The 19,421-nt window shown below is 57.6% G+C and carries 16 protein-coding genes; 7 read left to right on the forward strand and 9 right to left on the reverse strand.

Annotated elements, in window-relative coordinates:
• Nucleotide 1: 1 nt before the first annotated feature.
• The 4 genes from SIC15_RS14210 (at nucleotide 2) to SIC15_RS14225 (ending at nucleotide 4,960) form a co-directional block, all read left to right on the forward strand.
• On the forward strand, nucleotides 2-1,408 hold the full coding sequence (locus tag SIC15_RS14210; RefSeq protein ID WP_412536234.1) for a di-heme oxidoredictase family protein: 1,407 nt from the start codon (nucleotides 2-4) through the stop codon (nucleotides 1,406-1,408).
• A 9-nt stretch (nucleotides 1,409-1,417) separates the two neighbouring features.
• Nucleotides 1,418-2,452 (forward strand): imelysin family protein, encoded by a 1,035-nt coding sequence (locus SIC15_RS14215; RefSeq protein ID WP_412536235.1) that lies wholly within the window; start codon nucleotides 1,418-1,420, stop codon nucleotides 2,450-2,452.
• 16 nt (nucleotides 2,453-2,468) lie between these two features.
• On the forward strand, nucleotides 2,469-3,563 hold the full coding sequence (locus SIC15_RS14220; protein ID WP_412536236.1) for a DUF1513 domain-containing protein: 1,095 nt from the start codon (nucleotides 2,469-2,471) through the stop codon (nucleotides 3,561-3,563).
• Nucleotides 3,564-3,646: 83 nt separating this feature from the next.
• Entirely contained in the window at nucleotides 3,647-4,960 is a 1,314-nt protein-coding gene (locus SIC15_RS14225) for an MFS transporter (protein WP_412536237.1), read from the forward strand.
• Between the two features lie 15 nt (nucleotides 4,961-4,975).
• On the opposite strand, the gene SIC15_RS14230 is transcribed toward SIC15_RS14225, so the two are convergent.
• From SIC15_RS14230 to SIC15_RS14250, 5 genes are all read right to left on the reverse strand, one after another.
• Complete coding sequence (locus SIC15_RS14230) at nucleotides 4,976-5,341, reverse strand: DUF4870 family protein (RefSeq protein WP_069182968.1); 366 nt, start codon at nucleotides 5,339-5,341, stop codon at nucleotides 4,976-4,978.
• A gap of 68 nt (nucleotides 5,342-5,409) precedes the next feature.
• Entirely contained in the window at nucleotides 5,410-7,050 is a 1,641-nt protein-coding gene (locus tag SIC15_RS14235) for a methyl-accepting chemotaxis protein (RefSeq protein WP_209400768.1), read from the reverse strand.
• 219 nt (nucleotides 7,051-7,269) lie between these two features.
• Complete coding sequence (locus SIC15_RS14240) at nucleotides 7,270-9,273, reverse strand: PhoX family protein (RefSeq protein ID WP_412536238.1); 2,004 nt, start codon at nucleotides 9,271-9,273, stop codon at nucleotides 7,270-7,272.
• 179 nt (nucleotides 9,274-9,452) lie between these two features.
• Nucleotides 9,453-9,749: a hypothetical protein gene (locus tag SIC15_RS14245; protein WP_088556673.1), complete on the reverse strand. Its 297-nt coding sequence runs from the start codon at nucleotides 9,747-9,749 to the stop codon at nucleotides 9,453-9,455.
• Between the two features lie 91 nt (nucleotides 9,750-9,840).
• A complete protein-coding gene (locus SIC15_RS14250; RefSeq protein ID WP_412536239.1) occupies nucleotides 9,841-10,092 on the reverse strand; it encodes a hypothetical protein in 252 nt (83 codons plus the stop codon).
• Between the two features lie 183 nt (nucleotides 10,093-10,275).
• Here SIC15_RS14250 and SIC15_RS14255 point away from each other — a divergent pair, with 183 nt between their 5' ends.
• Nucleotides 10,276-11,544, forward strand: a complete 1,269-nt coding sequence (locus SIC15_RS14255) for an alkane 1-monooxygenase (protein ID WP_412536240.1) — start codon at nucleotides 10,276-10,278, stop codon at nucleotides 11,542-11,544.
• 231 nt (nucleotides 11,545-11,775) lie between these two features.
• Here the strand turns inward: SIC15_RS14255 and SIC15_RS14260 are convergent, their stop codons facing one another.
• Nucleotides 11,776-12,555 (reverse strand): crotonase/enoyl-CoA hydratase family protein, encoded by a 780-nt coding sequence (locus SIC15_RS14260; RefSeq protein WP_412536241.1) that lies wholly within the window; start codon nucleotides 12,553-12,555, stop codon nucleotides 11,776-11,778.
• 204 nt (nucleotides 12,556-12,759) lie between these two features.
• Nucleotides 12,760-14,562, reverse strand: a complete 1,803-nt coding sequence (locus tag SIC15_RS14265) for an acyl-CoA dehydrogenase (RefSeq protein ID WP_412536242.1) — start codon at nucleotides 14,560-14,562, stop codon at nucleotides 12,760-12,762.
• Between the two features lie 256 nt (nucleotides 14,563-14,818).
• Here SIC15_RS14265 and SIC15_RS14270 point away from each other — a divergent pair, with 256 nt between their 5' ends.
• Nucleotides 14,819-15,814 (forward strand): GlxA family transcriptional regulator, encoded by a 996-nt coding sequence (locus SIC15_RS14270; protein WP_412536243.1) that lies wholly within the window; start codon nucleotides 14,819-14,821, stop codon nucleotides 15,812-15,814.
• A 109-nt stretch (nucleotides 15,815-15,923) separates the two neighbouring features.
• Nucleotides 15,924-16,088 carry a hypothetical protein gene (locus SIC15_RS14275; protein ID WP_167352690.1) on the forward strand — a complete coding sequence of 55 codons (165 nt, stop codon included), beginning with the start codon at nucleotides 15,924-15,926 and terminating at the stop codon, nucleotides 16,086-16,088.
• 15 nt (nucleotides 16,089-16,103) lie between these two features.
• Here SIC15_RS14275 and SIC15_RS14280 read toward each other — a convergent pair whose 3' ends face one another.
• The gene (locus SIC15_RS14280; RefSeq protein ID WP_069182959.1) at nucleotides 16,104-17,126 is read right to left on the reverse strand and encodes a CNNM domain-containing protein; all 1,023 of its coding nucleotides are present in this window, start codon (nucleotides 17,124-17,126) and stop codon (nucleotides 16,104-16,106) included.
• Nucleotides 17,123-19,177, reverse strand: a complete 2,055-nt coding sequence (locus SIC15_RS14285; protein WP_412536244.1) for an FAD-dependent oxidoreductase — start codon at nucleotides 19,175-19,177, stop codon at nucleotides 17,123-17,125. The genes SIC15_RS14280 and SIC15_RS14285 overlap by 4 nt, the downstream gene beginning before the upstream one ends.
• Nucleotides 19,178-19,421 lie beyond the last annotated feature (244 nt).

Raw genomic sequence — 19,421 nt, forward strand, 5'->3', positions numbered from 1 at the left:
CATGATGAGACCGTTCGCCTTGATCGGTGCGCTGGCAATTGCCAGCGCACCCGTCTCCGCCCAAACCCACGCGGGTTACCCTATTCAGACCACTCCCGCCACCGGTGGCGAGGGGACGGTTCAGCAGTCAGATACCAACGCCTATTCGCTGCCCCAGGGCAATCTGTCCATGACCAAGCGTCTGGATTTCAGCGTGGGCAACAGCTTCTTCCGGAACCCCTGGGTCGAGGCACCGGCGAGCACCGATGCCCGTGATGGCCTTGGTCCGCTGTTCAACACCAACTCCTGCCAGGGATGCCACATCAAGGATGGTCGCGGACACCCCCCCGGTGTTGATGAACCGCCAGTCTCCCTGTTTCTGAGGCTGGCAGTGCCTGCTGACCCGGTACGGGACGCCGAACTTCTGCGCAAGCACGGTTTTAAACCGGCACCGGTCTACGGCAGCCAGTTGCAGACCGCTGCACTTCCCGCAGCGAAACCGGAGGCCGACCTCGTCATTGAATGGACGCCGGTAAAAAAGACCCTGGCGGACGGCACTGTTGTGGAATTGCGCAAACCTGTGTATCGCATCGAAAACCCGAACTACGGTCCGTTGCCCAACGAGCTGCTGGTTTCACCCAGGGTAGCACCGCAGATGATCGGAATGGGCCTGCTGGAAGCCATCCCCATCGAAAAACTGCAAGCCCTTCATGACCCTGACGATGCCGACGGCAATGGCATTTCCGGAAAACTCAACCAGGTCTGGGATCTGGCAACGGAACAGACGCGGCCTGGCCGATTTGGCTGGAAGGCGGCGGAGCCGGATGTCCATCAGCAAAGCATGGGTGCCTTCGCCGGCGATATGGGCCTGACCTCGACCCTGAAACCCACAACCGACTGCATGCCCGAGCAGAACTGTGAGCGGTTCGCCCATGGCGGCGAACCGGAAGTAAGCGATAAGGTTGCCAACTTTGTGACCTTCTATGCCAGGAGCCTCGCCGTTCCGGCACGCCGAAATCTTGAGTCCGGTTCGGTTCAACAAGGAGCAAAACTGTTCAACGAAATTGGCTGCGCTGGTTGTCATACTCCCAGACACCAGACGGGTGAGGTAGCCGAACGCCCGGATCTCAGCAATCAGACTATCTGGCCCTACACAGATCTGCTGCTCCATGACATGGGCCCGGCTCTGGCGGATGGACGTGATGAATTCCTGGCCAATGGCAACGAATGGCGAACACCCCCGCTGTGGGGCATTGGACTGGCGCAAGTAGTGAATCCTCAGGCCGGGTTCCTGCACGACGGTCGTGCCCGCACACTGGAAGAAGCCGTGCTCTGGCATGGTGGTGAGGCAGCGACCGCCTCCGATCGCTACCGCCAGATGTCGTCCGGGGATCGTGCGGCCCTGATTGATTTCCTGAATTCACTCTGAGGATCAGCCATGCAACCGATCACCAGACTGCTGTGCACATTTATCCTCGCAGCAACATCGCCCCTGGTGTGGGCAAGCGATGCCATCAGCCAGGCCCGCCAGCAATGGTATGAGGGCATTGCGACTGGCTATCAGTCGCTGAAAAAAGAAACGGGCGCTCTGGCTGACCTCGCCCGGGACTACTGCCGGAATCCTGCCCCGCAAAGCCGGGAACAACTAAAAGCCGCCTGGCTGGATGCCTTCCTGGCCTGGCAGCGGGTGCGCTTTGTCGATTTCGGACCGGTCGGAAACAACAATCTTTCCTGGCAGTTCCAGTTCTGGCCCGACCCGAAGAATCTGGTCGCGCGGAAAGCAGCTTACCTGACCGGCGACGAGGAACCGATCACTCCGCAGGTGATCAGCCAATCCGGCGTGGCCGTTCAGGGCTTCCCGATGATTGAATACCTGCTGTTCGATCAGACATTTAATACCGGGGATAACAAACTGCCCGCCCCCCGGACCTGCGAACTGCTGACCGTCGTGGCTGCCCACGTAGAGAGCAACGGCGACGAATTAGTGACCCGATGGCAGGGCTTCAGGCCTCACTACTTGAAGAGCGAACAGTACTTCGACACTACCGTCCGCGCTGGGATGGCCGCACTGGAGATCCTCGAGGAGCGCCGACTGGCCCAACCAATGGGTCTGCGCGGGAATGGAAAGCGCAATCCCTACATCACGGACGCCTGGCGCAGCGGCGAAACACTGAAGACCATAGAGGCCACAGTCGATGGCCTGGACCAGTTCTTTTTGCCAGGGCTCACGACAGCGCTTGAAGGCAACGAAGAGAAGCACCTTGCTGAGCGCATTCGTAATCAGTTCAACGAAGTTCAGCAAAACTTTCCTGGTGCTTATCTTCCCATGGCAACGGCACTCGACGAAGAAGTCCAATTCCGGGTCCTTCAGGGCCTCTACGTGGACGTTTCGCAGTTGACCATTCTGGTGAATGACCAGGCGGCGGTTGCTCTCAACGTAGTAAGAGGCTTCAACTCGAGCGATGGCGACTGAGGAGGCGACTGTTCCTATGCGTTTGCACCGGCGGACCCTTCTCAAAGTATCCGTTGGCGGTGGTATTGCACTGGCCCTGACCGGCTGTTCAATGCTTCCGCGAAAAGCCTCGGGCGAACCAGACCACTATGCCGGCGCCATCGGCTTGCCGGATGGCAGCTTTGGCGTCAGCGCGTTCGATCGCACCGGTAACGTCCTCTGGCAAACGCCGGTTCAAACACGCTGCCACAGCGGGTGCAACCGGCCTGCCAGGGGCGAAACCCTTTTCTTTGATCGTCGCCCCGGATGGTCGTTTTATGTGTTCGATACAACGACGGGAGCTTTCAAACATCGCATAGACGCGGCAGCCGGCGAGCACTTCGTGGGCCACGGTGTTTTTTCCCTGGATGGCCGCTGGCTATACGTAACCGCCAGCCGATACGAACAGGGCGAAGGCATTATTGCGGTATACGACGCGGAAAAGGAGTACCAGCGAACCGATACCTTCGATCTTAATGGCATTGGTCCCCACGAGCTGACCATGCACCCGGACGGCGAAACCCTGGTGATCGGACTCGGGGGTATCCTGACCCACCCGGACTACGACCGTATAAAGCTGAATCTGGATACCATGGATCCTGCCCTGCTTCTGATGAATCGTCATTCCGGCAAAATCGTTGGCCGTTTCAAGCCGCCCCATCATCAGCAAAGTGCCCGCCATGTAAGCGTCAGCGGGAGTGGCCGAGTGTACGTGGCCTTTCAATATCAGGGACCGCAGTACGAAACGCCGCCCCTACTGGCACGCCTTGAACAGGGAAAACTGCGGGAATACCGATTCGATGCGGACACCCAGAAAGCCATGGCCAACTACATAGCCAGTGTCGTTGCCCATCCAGAGAACGACCTTGTTGCTGCTGCCTCACCTGTTGGTGGCACAGCCATTATCTTCAGGGGCAGTACCGGTGAACTGGTGAACCGCGCCTCCATCGCCGATTGCGCCGGTGTCCAGGCCCTTGCCGGGGGCGACTTCCTGATCTCCTCCGGCCAGGGCAAGCTGGTTCGGATGGGCGCTACCACACCGGCCAGGGAACTGGCAGATCTTCCTGTTTACTGGGATCACCATCTGGTCTGATTAGTGGCAACCACCGTACTCCGGACTTAAGGATACCGGTCCACACTGGTATCCTTCTGACTCATTTTCCGGAGGACAGCGGTTTGCCCGAGAGCAGAAAGGACACCATCGACCAGCTTTACAGCCTGATTGCCAACGAAGAAGACGCACGGGTCTGCAAAGACATTCCGGAGGAAGCCTGTCGCGAGGTGCCCCGAAATTTCTTCCTGATTCTCGCCAGCAACGTACTGACCAAGCTGGGCGATCTCCTCATCAGCCCCAAAACCGTCCTGGCCTGGTTGATGAGCGCCATCGGTGCTCCTGCGCTGGTGGCCTGGCTGGTTCCGATCCGCGAATCCGGCTCTCTCGTTCCACAAATGGTCATCGCAGCCTGGGTGCGCCGCAAACCCGTTCGCAAGTGGTTCTGGACCCTCGGAAGTTTCGGCCAGGCTGCAAGTGTTGTGGCCATGGCGGCGAGCATCTGGTTTTTCGAGGGCTATGTCGCAGGTTCCGGGATCATAGCCGCCCTCATTGTGTTTTCCCTGGCCCGAGGATTCTGCTCGGTATCCATGAAAGATGTTCAGGGCAAATGCATTCCGAAAACCCGCCGGGGGAGACTTGGCGGACTGGCCTCTACCATTGGCGGCACGGCCACCGTTGTGCTGACCGCCCTCCTGTTCTGGGAACGCGGCGACCCGACCATTGCCTTCTATACCGTGCTACTACTTCTCGCCGGTGTTCTCTGGGTCATTGCCGGATTCCTGTTCGCCGGAGTAGAAGAGTTTGAAGGTGAAACCGGAGGTGGCGGTAACGCCATCACCGAAGCGTTCCAGAGTCTTTCCCTGCTCCGCGATGATGCACCGTTCAGACACTTCGTGATCACCCGGGCGCTTTTACTGTGCTCGGCCCTGGCGTCGCCCTACTTCGTGGTGCTTGCAGAGAAAGAATCCGACATTGGCTGGATGCTGGGTATCTTCCTGTTGGCCAGCAGTCTGGCCAGTTCCCTCAGTGCCAGCTTCTGGGGCTGGGCCGCGGACACCTCAAGCCGTAGAGTCATGATCCGTGGCGCTGCAATGGCCAGCGGCGTGTGTCTGCTCGTCGGTTTTACCGCGCTGTTTATCGGGACGGAAATCGGCAGTGTATGGTTCTACCCGGTCGCGTTTTTCGTTCTGAGCATCGCCCACGCAGGCGTCAGGCTGGGGCGCAAAACCTATCTGGTGGATATGGCAGGCGGCAACAAACGCACCGATTACACGGCGGTGAGCAACACGGTCATTGGTGTTCTTCTGCTGGTTACCGGCGGCCTGACCGCCCTCGTATCGATGATCTCAGAGGTAGCAGTCATCATTGTGCTTGGACTGATGGGGCTGGCAGGGATGTTCAGCGCAATCCGCCTGAAGGAAGTCACCGAGGACTGATCAGGGGCACCCTCCTCAGGAGGGTGCCTTGCCATCGTTCAGAGCCAGAGCGCCTTTGACGATCCGGTAGATGATCCAGATAGAAATACCAAGGAGAATGAACCAGCCGATGATAATCGGCGTGGTCACAATGCCAATCACCGTCCAGAGCAGGCCAATCCAGAAGGTGCGGATCTGCCAGCGGAAGTGCTGCTCCACCCAGGTATTGCGAACGTCGTCCAGCTTCACGTAATTGATAATTACACCCACCAGACCGGTAATGCCTCCCACGAAAAAAGACAGTGCCTGAAGGATGTAGACCACCACCGCCAGGTTACGCGCCGGGTCACTGCGGCGGGAAGCGGGATCCGTGTCGGCAGGTATAAACTCCGGTTCAGCCAAGACAACTCTCCTATTGATTGGACAATTGGAGTCTAGCACAGCCTCTAGAGTCGATAATCCCGACCCGGTCAGTGATTATCCGGACGGTAGCCCAGGCGGAAACCGCCCCAATGCTTGCCATTCACATAGATCGGCACCGAGAGATCATGCATGATTTCGCCGGTATCCCGTCGATAGGTCTGCAAAAGCATGTTCTCGGTGTGCTGACCACAGCGGATACCCGTGCGATCGTTGAACAGCCGCTTGCTTCGGCTTTTAACCAGATCCACCTTCGGATCTCCGGTTGGTGCGTGTGCAAAATCCCGGTTGTGGGTCGGTACATACCCGTCGGGCGCAGCCGCTATGGCAAAGACAATGGCCTCATGGGCGTTCTTCACCTGTTCCTGAATGGCCGGCAGGTACTGATCAGTAAACTTGTCAAAGCTGCTGGAGTATTTCGGCGGATGCGTGTTCGGGATGGGAGTCCGCGTCTTGTCGAACAGAGCGCTTTCCGAAAGCTTGCCATCCCGTATAGCCTGCTCGAACATCTGGCCAATCTGGTCAGCGCCGGCTTTTGCCTGATCGAAAAAGGGCCGGTGATAACTTGCTTCGCTGTTCAAGGCGAATGAAGCATTGGCTTTTTCCGCCAGTTCCATCAGCGTCGCAGCCTGCTCTGCCAGTGAAGAAACGCTGGTATCACTCTCCGAGATCTGGTCACGCACCGTTTCAATGGCGGAGAACACCTGGGCCAGACTCTGCTCGTTGTTCTGGTCGATCTCGGCAATTCGGGCTACTTGCTGCTGAACCCGGTCCGACTGGGAACTGATCTGGTCCAATCGCTCGCCCACGCTCTCAACTGAGGCGAGTCCTTCCTCGATGCTGCGGGCAAGGTCTTCAATGCGAGACACGATCAACGTGGTATCGGACCGTATTTCTTCCAGCGTTTCAGCCACTTCCCCCGTCGCCTGGGCTGTTCGGCCCGCCAGTTGGCGCACTTCGTCGGCAACCACCGCGAAACCGCGCCCCTGATCACCTGCCCTGGCGGCCTCGATGGCCGCATTGAGAGCAAGCAGGTTGGTCTGTTCAGCGATTCCCTGGATTGTGGTGGTTACACCCTGGATCTTGTTGGATTTCTCGTTCAGCTCCTGGATCAGCCGCAGATTTTCCCCGGACTGCTGATGCACTGCCCTGACGCTGTCGATGGCGGAGACAAGGGCCTCACGTCCCTCGGTGCTGACCTGTTTGTTCTGCAAAGCCATGGTAGCCGCATCCGTGGCCTGTTCCGAGGACTCCCGGACAGTCTCGGTAATCTGGCCTGCGTAGTCGGCCATTTGAGCGGTTTCTTCAACCTGACGATCAAGCCGGAGCTTCAGTTGATCAGCGGCAAAAGACACCTGGGCAGCCGATATTGCGTTTCTGTCGGCGCTTCCAGACAGGGTTTCCACCAGCGCGCGTCCAGCCCTGGCATCGGCAAGCAATTGGTGACACTGGGCATGCAGCGGATGATTGTCAGACAGGGTGCCGTCATTCAGAGCCTTGAGGCCCCGTTCAGTTGGCTCCAACACCCGGACAATAAGGAAACCGCCAGCGGCCGCAAGGCCGACGACGAGCCCGATCAAAATGGACGCAGGTTCCAGACCTAACAAAGGCGCCACCACTGCACAGACGACCGCAAGAACAACGGCAACCGCCAACCCCCATAGAATTGAAGCCCGATCCAGTAAGCCCATAGAAACCTCTTCTTTTTCGTTGCTTCTGCAAACATTTTGTTATTAAAGGCCATTGTGGAGACTAAAGAATTGACATGAGTTTATAACTCATACTTTAGTGTATTTAATATACATATCGGCGGGGAATAGCATTTCTGAAACAAAAAACCGCAAACCCGACTCACTCTGTTACCGAGCAGGCCGGGCTTGCGGTGTTCAGATTACTACTTCAATGTTGGCTCAGGCGCCAATCACGTCTCCATCGTCCTTGGTGACGATGACGGTTGCGTCACGGGGGCGCGGATCACTGGAATCTGGCCAGTTGCCATCGGGGTGCTGGATGTTGACGAACATGGTCTTCACATCGGGAGTGGAGACAACGCCGGTAACCTCACAACCCACGGGACCGACGAAGAAGCGCCTGATTTCGCGGGTCTCGGGGTTGGCAGCCAGCATCATGTTGTTCTGGTAAGGCGCTGCATCGGAGCCATCGGTCTGGATCCAGAGACGACCGTTGTAGTCGAACCACAGGCCATCCGGGCTGTTGAAGATGTTGTCGTCAGTCAGGGATACGATCACCTCGTCATCCACCACGGTTTCCGTACCCTGCTCACCAGCAAAGACGAAGATGTCCCAATCGAAGCTGGTGGCAGTATGGTCATTGCCTTCTTCACTCCAGCGGATGATATGACCGGTGCGGTTGTTGGCGTTCGGGTTAGCGGCGTTAACCTGCTCTTCCGTCCGGCGGGAGTTGTTGGTCAGCGTGAAATATACCTGGCCCGAATTCGGGTCGACAGCCCCCCACTCCGGGCGGTCCATCGGGGTTGCACCGGCGATATCGGCGGCCAGACGGGTGTTCAGAAGAACGTCAGCCTGGTTTTCGAAACCGTCAAACTGGACATCACCCACCTGAGTGCCCTCGGCTGCAGCAACCTTGGCTGCAAAGTCCGCGTCGTCGAGATCCAGTGACAACCAGTCGCCGGAGCCGTCGTCATTGAACCGGGCTACGTACAGAGTACCTTCATCCAACAGATATCCACCGGCGGTGGCGGCGTAGTAGGGCTTCGACGATACGAACTTGTAGATGTACTCAAAACGGGAGTCATCGCCGGAATAGCAAACCACCGGCTCGCCTTCCTTGGCCGGTGCGAAGATGACGCCCTCGTGACCGAAACGGCCCAACGCAGTGCATTTTTGCGGCTTGCTTTCAGGAGTAAACGGATCGATCTCGACCATATAGCCGTACGTGTTGGCCTCGTTGCGATAGTCATCCGCAGCGGTTGCGCCGATCGTGCTCACGTTGAATCGAACGTACTGGTCCGCGGCGCTATCCGCCAGTTCCCAATCATATCGGCTGGAACTGCCTACACCATGGCGGGTCTGCTCACGTGGCTGCGTGGCATCGCCATTGGCGAAGTAGCCGTGCCAGTTTTCTTCTGCAGCGAGGTAAGTTCCCCAGGGCGTCGGACCCATCGCACAGTTGTTGAGAGTGCCGCGGGTCTCGGTGGCATCCGGGCTGTACTTGGTGATCAGCTTGCTGTAGCCACGAACCGGGCCACGGATATCCATTTCGGTGTTACCGGTAATACGACGGTTGAACGGGCTGCCAAACACGATGTCCCACTTGCCATTGGTGTCGCGTTTGATGTGAACGACAGAAACACCGTGTGCTGCGATTTCCTTGCGCACTTCGTCCGCAGGGCGCATATCGTTTACATAGGTTGCGCCGTTGGCATGCAGAGCGCCCTGGTTGATGTACTCGTGGTTCATCACGAGCAGACCTTCACTGGAGCTGTTGCCGCCCGCTTTCAGATCGATGGGGAAGAAATGCACACCGTCATGGTGCATACCCATTTGCTGTTCCTGCTCGGCGCCGGTATTGGTGCCATCCGGCTTGTAGGCAGGGTAAGACCCTGTAATGGGCGTGCCCCACGGCAGGAATGCCTCAGTAGAGTAACCTTCGGGAACAACTACCTCGTTGGCTGTAGATGTCGGTACCGCCTTGAAGCCGATATCGGTACTTGAAACATTGCTACTGGTGGTGCCGTCGTTGCTGTCGCTGCCACAACCGGCGAGCCCCAGCCCCATAACGCTGGCAAGCGCCGCGCCAACGCTGCCTTTCATCACCGTGCGTCGCTGCATGCGTGCAGACAGGGCCTGGTGGAAGGGGGTGTTTTCAGTGTGGTTGACTACCGGCTCGTAGTTGGGATCCAGGTAATTGGGATCAAGGTCGTGCTTAGCCATGTTATTGCCTCTCTCAAAGAACAGCGGGTCAATGTTGTTGAGAGGCCAGTTTCGGCGGGAAATATGACAGTAAGCGGAAGTTAAAAAGACAAATTCGTTAACATTAGTTTACAAGCGCTCGAACCGGGGGACCGACCGCTCCGTGCAATCTGTTGCGGCGGAGCGGTCAGCTCACTCGGTTATTGCTGAGTGGCTTCTTCGTAGCCTTCCTCAATGGAATCGCCAGCTTCTTCGGCGGCATCAGTCATGGCATCACCAGCTTCCTCTGCGCCTTCCTGCAACTCGCCCATGGCACTTTCATCCTGGCCGGTGGCTTCTTCCAGGGTTTCCTCGGTGGAATCCGCCGCGTCTTCCATCATTTCTCCGGCGTTATCTGCTGCCTGCTCGACATCCACGCCTTCGTTGTCTTCCGAGCTGCAGGCAGCCAGGCCAAGTGTCAACACCATCAAAAGCGCACTCAGTGTGAGCTTGTTCATACCATATCCCTCTGTTGGTAAGTATTTACAACGGAGCACAGGGTACGGCGTGAACTCTGACAAACACAATTACCGGCCGATTACCCTTTCGTTAATCGGCGCTGTCGGAGAGCACCTGGCCATTAATGGTAATCACATGATCAAACGGCAGCATGATTCCCCGCCCGAGCAGAAGAAAATCCTGCCCGGCACGACTGAAAAGATCGCGAATGACATCGTGGACAAGACATACCTGGCCGGCACTATCACGGTAGACCACTTCGGTAAGCCTGCCGGTAGACAGGTATTCGCGAAGCATCCCCTGGACAGAGTATGAAGCAGTGGCAGACGAAGAGTTTGGCATGGCTGATTCTTCCTTGTGATCCAGCTCTTGTTGTCTATGTCAGTCTGGCCCAGAAACGGGGTTTGTGCCAAAGAAAAGCCATTTGTCATTTCGAGCCAAGGTTTGGTCTGGATCTGGACGTCCGTTGCATTGTTCGATTGTCCGACATAAATTGCAGGTACGCGCACCGAACGGGAGAAAACAATGAACACCAAAACCCCAGACAATCTGCAATCACATCAGGTCTCATCGCCTGTCGAAAAGGAAGCCACTGGCAACTGGAAAGACCCGAAACGCTACATGTGGCTGCTCGGCCCTGCCCTGCCGGGAATCGGATTGGCCGCCCTGACCGGCTATGCCCTGGCTCCGAAGAAGCTGAAAGCCCTTGCCTGGACTGGCCCGGCGCTGGTGCACGGAATCATTCCCGCCCTGGACCGCGCTATTGGTGAAGATCAGAGCAACCCTCCGGAATCGGCGGTGAAGACACTGGAGCAGGACAAGTACTACGACCGGATTGTGAAGGCGTTTATTCCCACCCAGTACGCCATGACCTTTATGGGCGCCTGGCTTGCCAGCCGCAAAAGCACGCCCCTGGACGACAAGATAGGGCTGACGCTGACGGTCGGCGCCATCAATGGCGTGGGCATCAACACGGCCCATGAACTTGGCCACAAATCCAACAAACTGAACAAGCTGCTGTCGATGGCGGCGTTGGCCCCCACCGGCTACACCCACTTTGTTGTCGAACACAATTTCGGTCATCACAAACGGGTGGCTACGCCGGAGGATCCCGCCAGCAGCCGCATGGGCGAGAGTTTCTGGAAATTCCTGCCGCGCACGGTGCTGGGAGGCATCAAATCCTCCATCAAGATCGAGAAGGCGAGACTTGCCCGCAAGGGTAAAACCTTCTGGAGCCTGGACAACGAGCTACTGCAGGGCTGGGCCATGAGCGCTGGCTTCTTTGGCGCGACAACCCTGGTTTGCGGACCAAGAGCAGTGCCTTTCCTGGCGGCCCAGGCGGTGTACGGTGCCAGCCTGCTGGAAAGCGTAAACTACATTGAGCACTACGGCTTGTTGCGCCAGAAGGACAAGAGCGGGAAGTACGAGCGGACCCAACCGGAGCACAGCTGGAACAGTAATCACATTGTGACCAACCTGTTCCTGTATCAGTTGCAGCGGCATTCAGATCATCATGCTCATCCACAGCGCAGCTTCCAGGCCCTGAGGCATTTTGAGAAAGCGCCCCAGTTGCCCGGGGGTTATGCTTCAATGCTTTTGCCGGCCTACCTGCCTCAGTGGTGGTATGAAACCATGGATAAGCGGGTGATTGATCACTACGAGGGGGATCTGAGCAAAATCAACTGGGATCCGGATCGGAAAGAGGAACTGATGGCCAAGTATGCGGACTACGCTGCGGAGGTGGCGGCAGAAGCTAAGGCTCGTCACGAATCCAGGAAATCCGAGGCCGCCTGAATTCTTCTTGCGCTTTAGGCCAGGCCCCAGCCTTCGGGGTCTGGTGCATGCAGCCAACCGGGGGATTCCTTCCGGGAGACGCCGTGAACCCATCCATGGGGGCTTGATCGCAGCATCCCTGCTGCTCACACTCCCGGAAGGAATCCCCCGGTTCGCTGCCCACAGTTCTGATGACTTCGCCAGCTTTTTTATAGCTTCCTTAAGCCCGTGTTTCTCGAGGAAATTTAGAAGTCACTTGCCTTTAAAAACAGCTTCGCGCCGTTCCAGGAAAGACTGGATTCCCTCTTTGACATCTTCACTGGCCATTACCGGCTGCAGATCCGGGAACAAACGCTGCTTCGCAGCCTCCTGCCCTTCGCCGACGGCAATTTTTGACGATTTCAGGCTGCCCTGGACACCGAGAGGGGCGGCCTTGGCAATCTTTTCAGCGATTTCCAACGCAACGTCGAATTGCTCGCCCGGTTCCACCAATTCCTGGATCAACCCCCATTGATAGGCCTGATCGGCAGTCCACTCATCGCCAGTCAGCAGGTATCGCTGGGCATTCCCCCAGCCGATTTCCCGCTGCAGGCGGATGGTGGCGCCGCCGCAGGCGAAGATGCCGCGTTTTACTTCCAGCTGGGCAAAGCGGGTGCCTTTAGCGGCGACGCGCACGTCCGTGTTCAACATCATCTCAACGCCGCAAGTAAAGCAAATACCCTGGGCAGCAAAGACGACAGGTTTGCTGAGTGCCTCACCGGTGATGTGGAACGGATCAAGTTCACCTTCGCCCGGCTCAATACCTTTGCCGTTGGCAAAGACACCGGCCCAGTCGTCCAGTTGCAAGCCGCTGGTGAAGTGGTCTCCCTCCGCATACATCAGACCTACCCTTAACTCCGGGTCGTGTTCCAGCTGGTAATAGGCCGCCGCGATCTGGTGGTACATCTCGCGGTTCATGGCGTTCATCTTTTCAGGGCGGTTTAGCCCGATCAGCAGAATGTGATCTTTCTTTTCAACGCTTACCAAAGCCATTTGTCCTACCTTTTAAAACCTTTATTTTCTCTGCAGGCCCTACCCAATTTTGGGCGCGACCAGCGGGTGCGGCTTTCCGGGACCGTCTGTGGCCAAGGATGGCCACAGCCGAGCGCACACGGATGTGCTTGTAGCGTGTCCCGGGAAGCCGCACCCGCTGATCGTGCCTACTCCGATACTGGCAGGCCGGGAGAGCTCCCTAGATCAGAACCAGTCGGCCTTCATGTTCAGGCAGGTATCGTCCTGATTGCGCAGCAGTACCAGATCCTGGGCCACGGTGGGCAGTTCCCAGTGGAAGAAATACTGGGCCGCCTGCAGCTTGCCCTGGTAGAAGTTGCGCTCGTCATCTGTGTTGGCGGAGCCCAGGGCGTGGGCTGCTGCGTTGGCCTGACGTAGCCACATCCAGGCAACGATAATATGCCCGAACAGGTGCAGGTAGCAGGACGCGTTGGCCAGAGTTTTATCGGGGTCGCCTTCCATCAGTGATTTGCCCAGACTCTGGGTAACCTTCACCGCCTGCTGCAGGGTTTCACTCAGGGACAAGGCCCACTGCTGGCACCGATCGGTTGTAGCCGCCTGCAGGTCCACCTGCATTTCCTGCATCAGTAATTGCAGACCATGGCTCTGATCCTGCCAGATCTTCCGGCCCAGCAGATCCAGGGCCTGGATGCCGTTGGTGCCCTCATGAATCGGGTTCAGTCGGTTATCGCGCCAGCATTGCTCCACCGGATATTCGCGGGTATAGCCCGCACCACCGTAGACCTGGATGGCCAGATCGTTGGCCTTGGGGCCGTATTCGGACGGCCAGGCCTTGATCACCGGGGTGAGCAGGTCCAGAAGTTTGCCGGCTTCCTGGCGTTTCTGTTCGTCCGGGTGGGTGTGCTGGTCATCCATCAACCGGGCGCCATAGAGACACAGGGCCAGACCACCCTCACTGTAGGCTTTCTGGGCAAGCAGCATGCGCCTTACATCGGCGTGATCAATGATCGGAACCTGCGGGCTTTCCGGATTCTTTTCACTGGCCTTGCGGCCCTGAAGACGATCTTTGGCGTATTCCAGGCTGTGCATGTAACCGCGATAACCGATTACGGCAGCACCAAAACCAACACCAACCCGCGCTTCGTTCATCATCTGGAACATGTATTTCAAACCCTGATGGGGTTCGCCAACCAGGTAACCCTGACACGGGGCGTCGTCACCGAAGCTCAGTGCCGTTGAGGTGGTACCGCGGTAGCCCAGTTTGTGGATCAAACCGGCCAGGCTTACACCGTTGCGCTCGGTGGGGTTACCTTCGTCATCCACCAGGAACTTGGGCACGATGAACAGGGAGATGCCCTTCACGCCCGCAGGCGCACCTTTGATTTTGGCCAGCACCATGTGAACGATGTTGTCGGTGATGGACTGCTCTCCCCCTGAGATGTAGATCTTGGCACCCTTGATCAGATAGTGCCCTTCGTCGGTGGGCGACGCGGATGTCCGGATATCTGCCAGGGAAGAGCCGGCGTGGGGCTCGGTCAGCGCCATGGTTCCGCTGAACCGGCCACTGAGCATGTTCGGCAGGAAGGTATTTTTCTGCTTTTCGTTGCCGAAGACACGGATGAGGTTGGCGGCAGCCGTGGTAAGGAAGGGGTAGCCGGCGGTGCCCGGGTTGGCGGCGGTGAAGAAGCCGTTGCACGCTGCCATGACGGATTCCGGCAATTGCATGCCGCCCAGTTCATAGTCGTAACGTCCGGCGATGAAGCCAGCCTGGGCGTAGGCGTCGAAGGCTTCTTTTACCTGCGGAAGCATCTCGACCTGGCCGTTGACGAATTTCGGCTCGTCTTTGTCGGCGGCGCTGTTGTGGGTGGCGAATTTCTCCCGGGCCATTTTGTCGGCGGTTTCGATGACGGCATCGAAGGTGTCGCGGTTGTGTTCGCTGAAGCGCTCGCGGGTGGTGAGGTTTTCGGTATCGAGTACTTCGTATAGCTGGAACGCCAGGTCGCGGCGGTCGATCAGGGTGTCGGTCATGCTTGGTCTCCTGTTTGTTGTCGACAGCCTCTCACAACTGGTTTTTCCTGGGAACCGGCGTTTATGACATAATTATGGTCAATATTGCCACCACCTGATCACCTGTCGCTGATTCATTGCTGACCGACCGGCTCTGAGGTGGGTCAGTCTGGCCGGGACACGCCGTGAATACATCCATGTAGGCTTGACTGCAGCATCCATGCTGCAGACAGTCCCGGCCAGACTGACCCACCCCAGAGCCTACCTTGGAGAATGCATGCGAACCGTTTCTGTTATCGGTTTTGACGGGGCACTTGCCAGTGCCATCACCGGGATTATTGACCTTTTCCGTCTTGCCGGCGTTACCTGGGCGCGGATTAACGATGAAACGCCGGTACCCCAATTCACAACCCGACTTCTCACGAAGGACGGAGCGCCTTGCCGCTGCATAAACGGGCTGACCATTCAGCCAGACGGAGCCTGGAACGAATTGCTTCCGGGGGGCGACGACAGTGATTTGGTGGTGATACCGACAATTGGCGGTCCAATTGATGTTGTGCTGGCAGGGAATTCGGAGCTCATTGAGTGGCTCGGCGCCTTTCGGGCGTCAGACGCCGGGCAGGTCCGGGTAGCCAGTAACTGTACCGGGGCGTTCATGCTGGCCGAGGCGGGGCTGTTGGATGGTCGGCAAGCGACGACACATTGGGGGTTCAGCCATCAGTTTCGGCAACGTTTCCCGGCGGTGAACCTGCAGCCGGACAAGCTCGTTACGGTGGACGACGACGTTGCCTGTGCCGGGGGCGGGATGGCCTGGTGGGATCTGGGGATCTATCTGGTGGAAAGGTACGCGGGGGCACAAGTCGCAAGGGAGCTGGCGAAGGCGTTTGTGATTGATGCAGGGCGGACCAGTCAGGCGCCCTACAGTGCACTCCAGGCCCGGCGCTACCATTCCGATGCTGCCATTCTAAAGCTTCAGGACTGGCTGGATAGCCATTACAGTGAACCCGTCACCCTCCACCGCATGGCTTCTTTGGGCGGACTCACCGAGCGCTCCCTGATTCGCCGGTTCAAGACAGCCACCGGCGATACGCCTACAGGGTACCTGCAGCTTCTTCGGATTGAGGTGGCACGTCAGCATTTGGAGAAATCGCGGTTACCGATTGATGAAATCACGCAATTGGTAGGCTATGAGGACGTGAGCTCGTTCACTCGTCTGTTCCGCAAACATACCGGGCTATCCCCGGGTGCTTACCGGCCCCGCTTTGTCAGGTAATGTTGCCACCCCCCGACTGGCCCGGGTTATGCATCGGTTTTCAGCGAAGGCCAACATCCGGTCTTGAACGTAAAGAATACCGACAGGTGTCACTTTGGGGAGGCCCGCCATGAACGCACCGATCAGACAAAGCCAGGCAGATATCTTGAGCAAGCTGTACGACATGAAACGAAAGCAGATCGAGCAGGCGATGCAGCAGGGAAACAGCCTTCGGTGTCAGGTACTTGAAGCAGAAGCCGAAGCAATTTCCAATGCACTGAAAGCCGCCCGTTAAACCTCACATCCCTGTTTATCCGGAGCCATACTTCTTCAGTCGACGGCTCCAGCGCTGCTTCGCGTACCGGCGGAGGTTAGAGACATTATCGGTTTCATCCATGATTTCCGTGCCCAAAAGTGTCTCCAATATGTCCTCCAGCGTCACTATCCCCAACCAGGTCCCCAGTTCGTCATAGACCACGGCCAGGTGTTGCCGTTCTCTCAGCATGTCCGAGAACAGGAATTCGATGTTGGTGTTGCCTTTCACACGCTTGATCTTGCGCATGTGTTCCAGGAGGTCGACGTCGGCATCGAGGTTGATCAGATCGGCCCGGTGCAGGTAGCCGAGTGCCTCCCCGTCTTCGTCTATCACCGGATAACGGGAGAAGGGTGATTTTCTGACCTGGTCGCGGAATTGTTCGTAGGTAACGTCCGGATCGACGTATTTGCAAACCGTCCGCGGTGTCATGACCGAACTGACCTTGATTTCGTGGAAGCGCAGAACGTTGTGAATCATCCGACGCTCATCTTCGTCCAGCGCCTGTTGGTCTTTTCCTATTTCTGCCAGGGCGCTGATCTCGGCGCGGATGTCCGTATCTGCCTCACCCGAGGCAATGCGCCGAGTGACCTGTTTGGACAACCAGATGAACGGCAACAGCGCCTTGATCATGAAGCCCAGAATGGCAGGCAATCGAGGAGCGATGCCCCGCCAATACTTTGCCCCGATGGTTTTGGGAATGATTTCCGAGAAAATCAGGATGGCGAGGGTCATCACGGCAGAGGCGATACCGAGCCAGGCCTCACCAAAGACCACGGTGACCTGGGCGCCGACACCGGTAGCGCCGACGGTGTGGGCAACGGTATTCAGTGTAAGGATTGCAGACAGGGGGTCGTCCACATCGTCTTTGAGTTTGCGCAATCTGGAAAACAGCTGCGGTTTCTCTTTCTTCAATGAGGCGATGTAGCTCGGCGTCACCGACAGCAACGCGGCTTCGAGAATGGAACACAAGAAGGAGAAGCCTATCGAAAGCACTGCGAAGGCAATAAGTAATGTCATAGTTTGGCTGCGACTTCCGTTCCCTGCCGGATGGCCCGTTTTGCGTCGAGTTCTTCGGCAACGTCTGCGCCGCCGATAAGATGTGCGTTAACCCCAGAGTCCGACAACTGATCGAAAAGTTCCCGGAACGGCTCCTGACCGGCGCAAATTATCACATTATCCACCGGCAGCACCCGGCTTTCCGTCACCTTGCCCTCTTTATCGGTGACTGAAATATGCAGTCCCTGGTCGTCGATGCGCTCATAGCGACACCCACGAAGCATTTCCACTTCGCGATGCTTCAGGCTGTTGCGGTGCACCCAGCCCGAGGTCTTGCCCAGGCCCCCACCGACCTTGCCGGTTTTTCGCTGCATCAGATAAATTTTGCGGGGCGAGGGGGTCGGTTGACGTTCCGCCAGGCCGCCGGGGCCATCAAAATGGGGATTAACGCCCCACTCCGCCTGCCAGTCGGCAACGCTGACCTGCTCGCCTTCGGGATGATGGCTGAAATCATGGGTCAGGAATTCGCTGACATCGAAACCGATACCGCCGGCGCCGATAACCGCCACATTCTTGCCAACGGTTTTGTTATGGCGAAGTACATCGAGATAGCCGAGCACCTTGGGATGATCAATGCCGTCAATGGACGGAGTTCTCGGCTTCACACCGGTGGCGATCACGACATCGTCGAAACCCTGCGCCTTAAGTGACTCAGCATCCACACGAGTGCCGAGTTTGAGGTCAACCTCAAGCAGCTCGATCTGGCGCTGGAAATAGCGAAGGGTTTCATAAAATTCTTCCTTGCCCGGGATGCGCTTGGCGTAGTTGAACTGGCCGCCAATCTGGTCATCCGCTTCGAACAGCGTCACTTTATGGCCGCGTTTCGCGGCTGTTGTTGCTGCGGCCAAACCGGCAGGTCCGGCACCTACCACGGCGACCCGGCGCGCAACAGGCGCTACCGTCAATACCAGCTCGGTTTCGTGACAGGCTCGGGGGTTCACCAGGCAGGAAGCCCGCTTGGCCTGGAAGGCATGGTCCAGACAGGCCTGGTTACAGGCAATGCACGTGTTGATTTCATCACTGCGCCCCTGCTCGGCCTTGCGCACAAACTCGCTGTCCGCCAACAGAGGCCGCGCCATGGACACCATATCCGCCTTGCCGGCCGCCAGAATCTCCTCCCCTTTCTCCGGAGTGTTGATTCGGTTGGTGGTGCACACCGGGATATCCACTTCGCCATAGAACTTGGCGGTGACATCGGCGAAGCCGCCACGGGGCACCGAAGTAACAATGGTGGGCACCCGCGCTTCGTGCCAGCCGATGCCGGTGTTGATAATAGTGGCACCTGCCTGCTCGATGGCTTTGCCCAGGGTTACGATCTGATCCCAGGTCTGTCCGCCCTCAACGAGGTCCAGCATGGACAACCGATAGATAATGATGAAGTCGGGCCCCACTGCTTCGCGCATCCGGCGAACAATTTCCACGGGCAGGCGCATACGGTTCTCATACGGCCCGCCCCACTTGTCTGTCCGCTTGTTTGTCCGTTCGCACAAAAACTGGTTAATGAAATAGCCCTCGGAGCCCATCACCTCAACGCCGTCATAACCGGCAAACTTGGCAAGTTTCGCGGCACCGACAAAATCGTTGATCTGCCGCTCAACGCCCTTCGTGGACAGGGCGCGTGCCTTGAATGGGCTGATTGGCGCTTTGGTGGCCGACGCCGAAACAATAAGTGGCTGGTACCCGTAGCGACCGGCGTGCAGGATTTGCATGCAGATCTTTCCGCCCGCCTCATGAACCGCGCCCGTCACATTGCGATGCAGCAAAGCCGTGGCCCGGTTGTTCATGGTTGAAGCAAGTGGAGCCAACTGCCCGACCAGATTGGGCGAAAAGCCACCCGTTACCATGAGCCCGACGCCACCTTCGGCTCGCTCAGCGAAATAGCGGGCAAGCTTGTGAATGTTCCAGAACCGATCTTCAAGGCCCGTATGCATGGACCCCATCAGCACCCGGTTCTTCAGTTCGGTGAAGCCGAGGTCCAGCGGTTTCAGAAGGTTGGGATAGCTATCGGTCATGGGACTCTCTCATAAAATATTTATCGGGAGTATACACTTGATCAATGGCAAGTTGACTTGACCTTCCAGACGGGCCACGTATCATCGGCAAACAAGTTTGACTGACGGAGCAACCATGACCGCAAGGTCCTTCGGCTGCACAAGAGTTACCCGCCCACCTGTTACCGCTGACATCGCGCGGCACCGGGGACGTTTACCGTACTTCCCGGATCCGCCTCGTCTCAGCTGATCCACGCCACCCCCT

This window comes from Marinobacter sp. MIT932201, from assembly GCF_047123295.1.
Lineage (GTDB): Bacteria > Pseudomonadota > Gammaproteobacteria > Pseudomonadales > Oleiphilaceae > Marinobacter > Marinobacter salsuginis.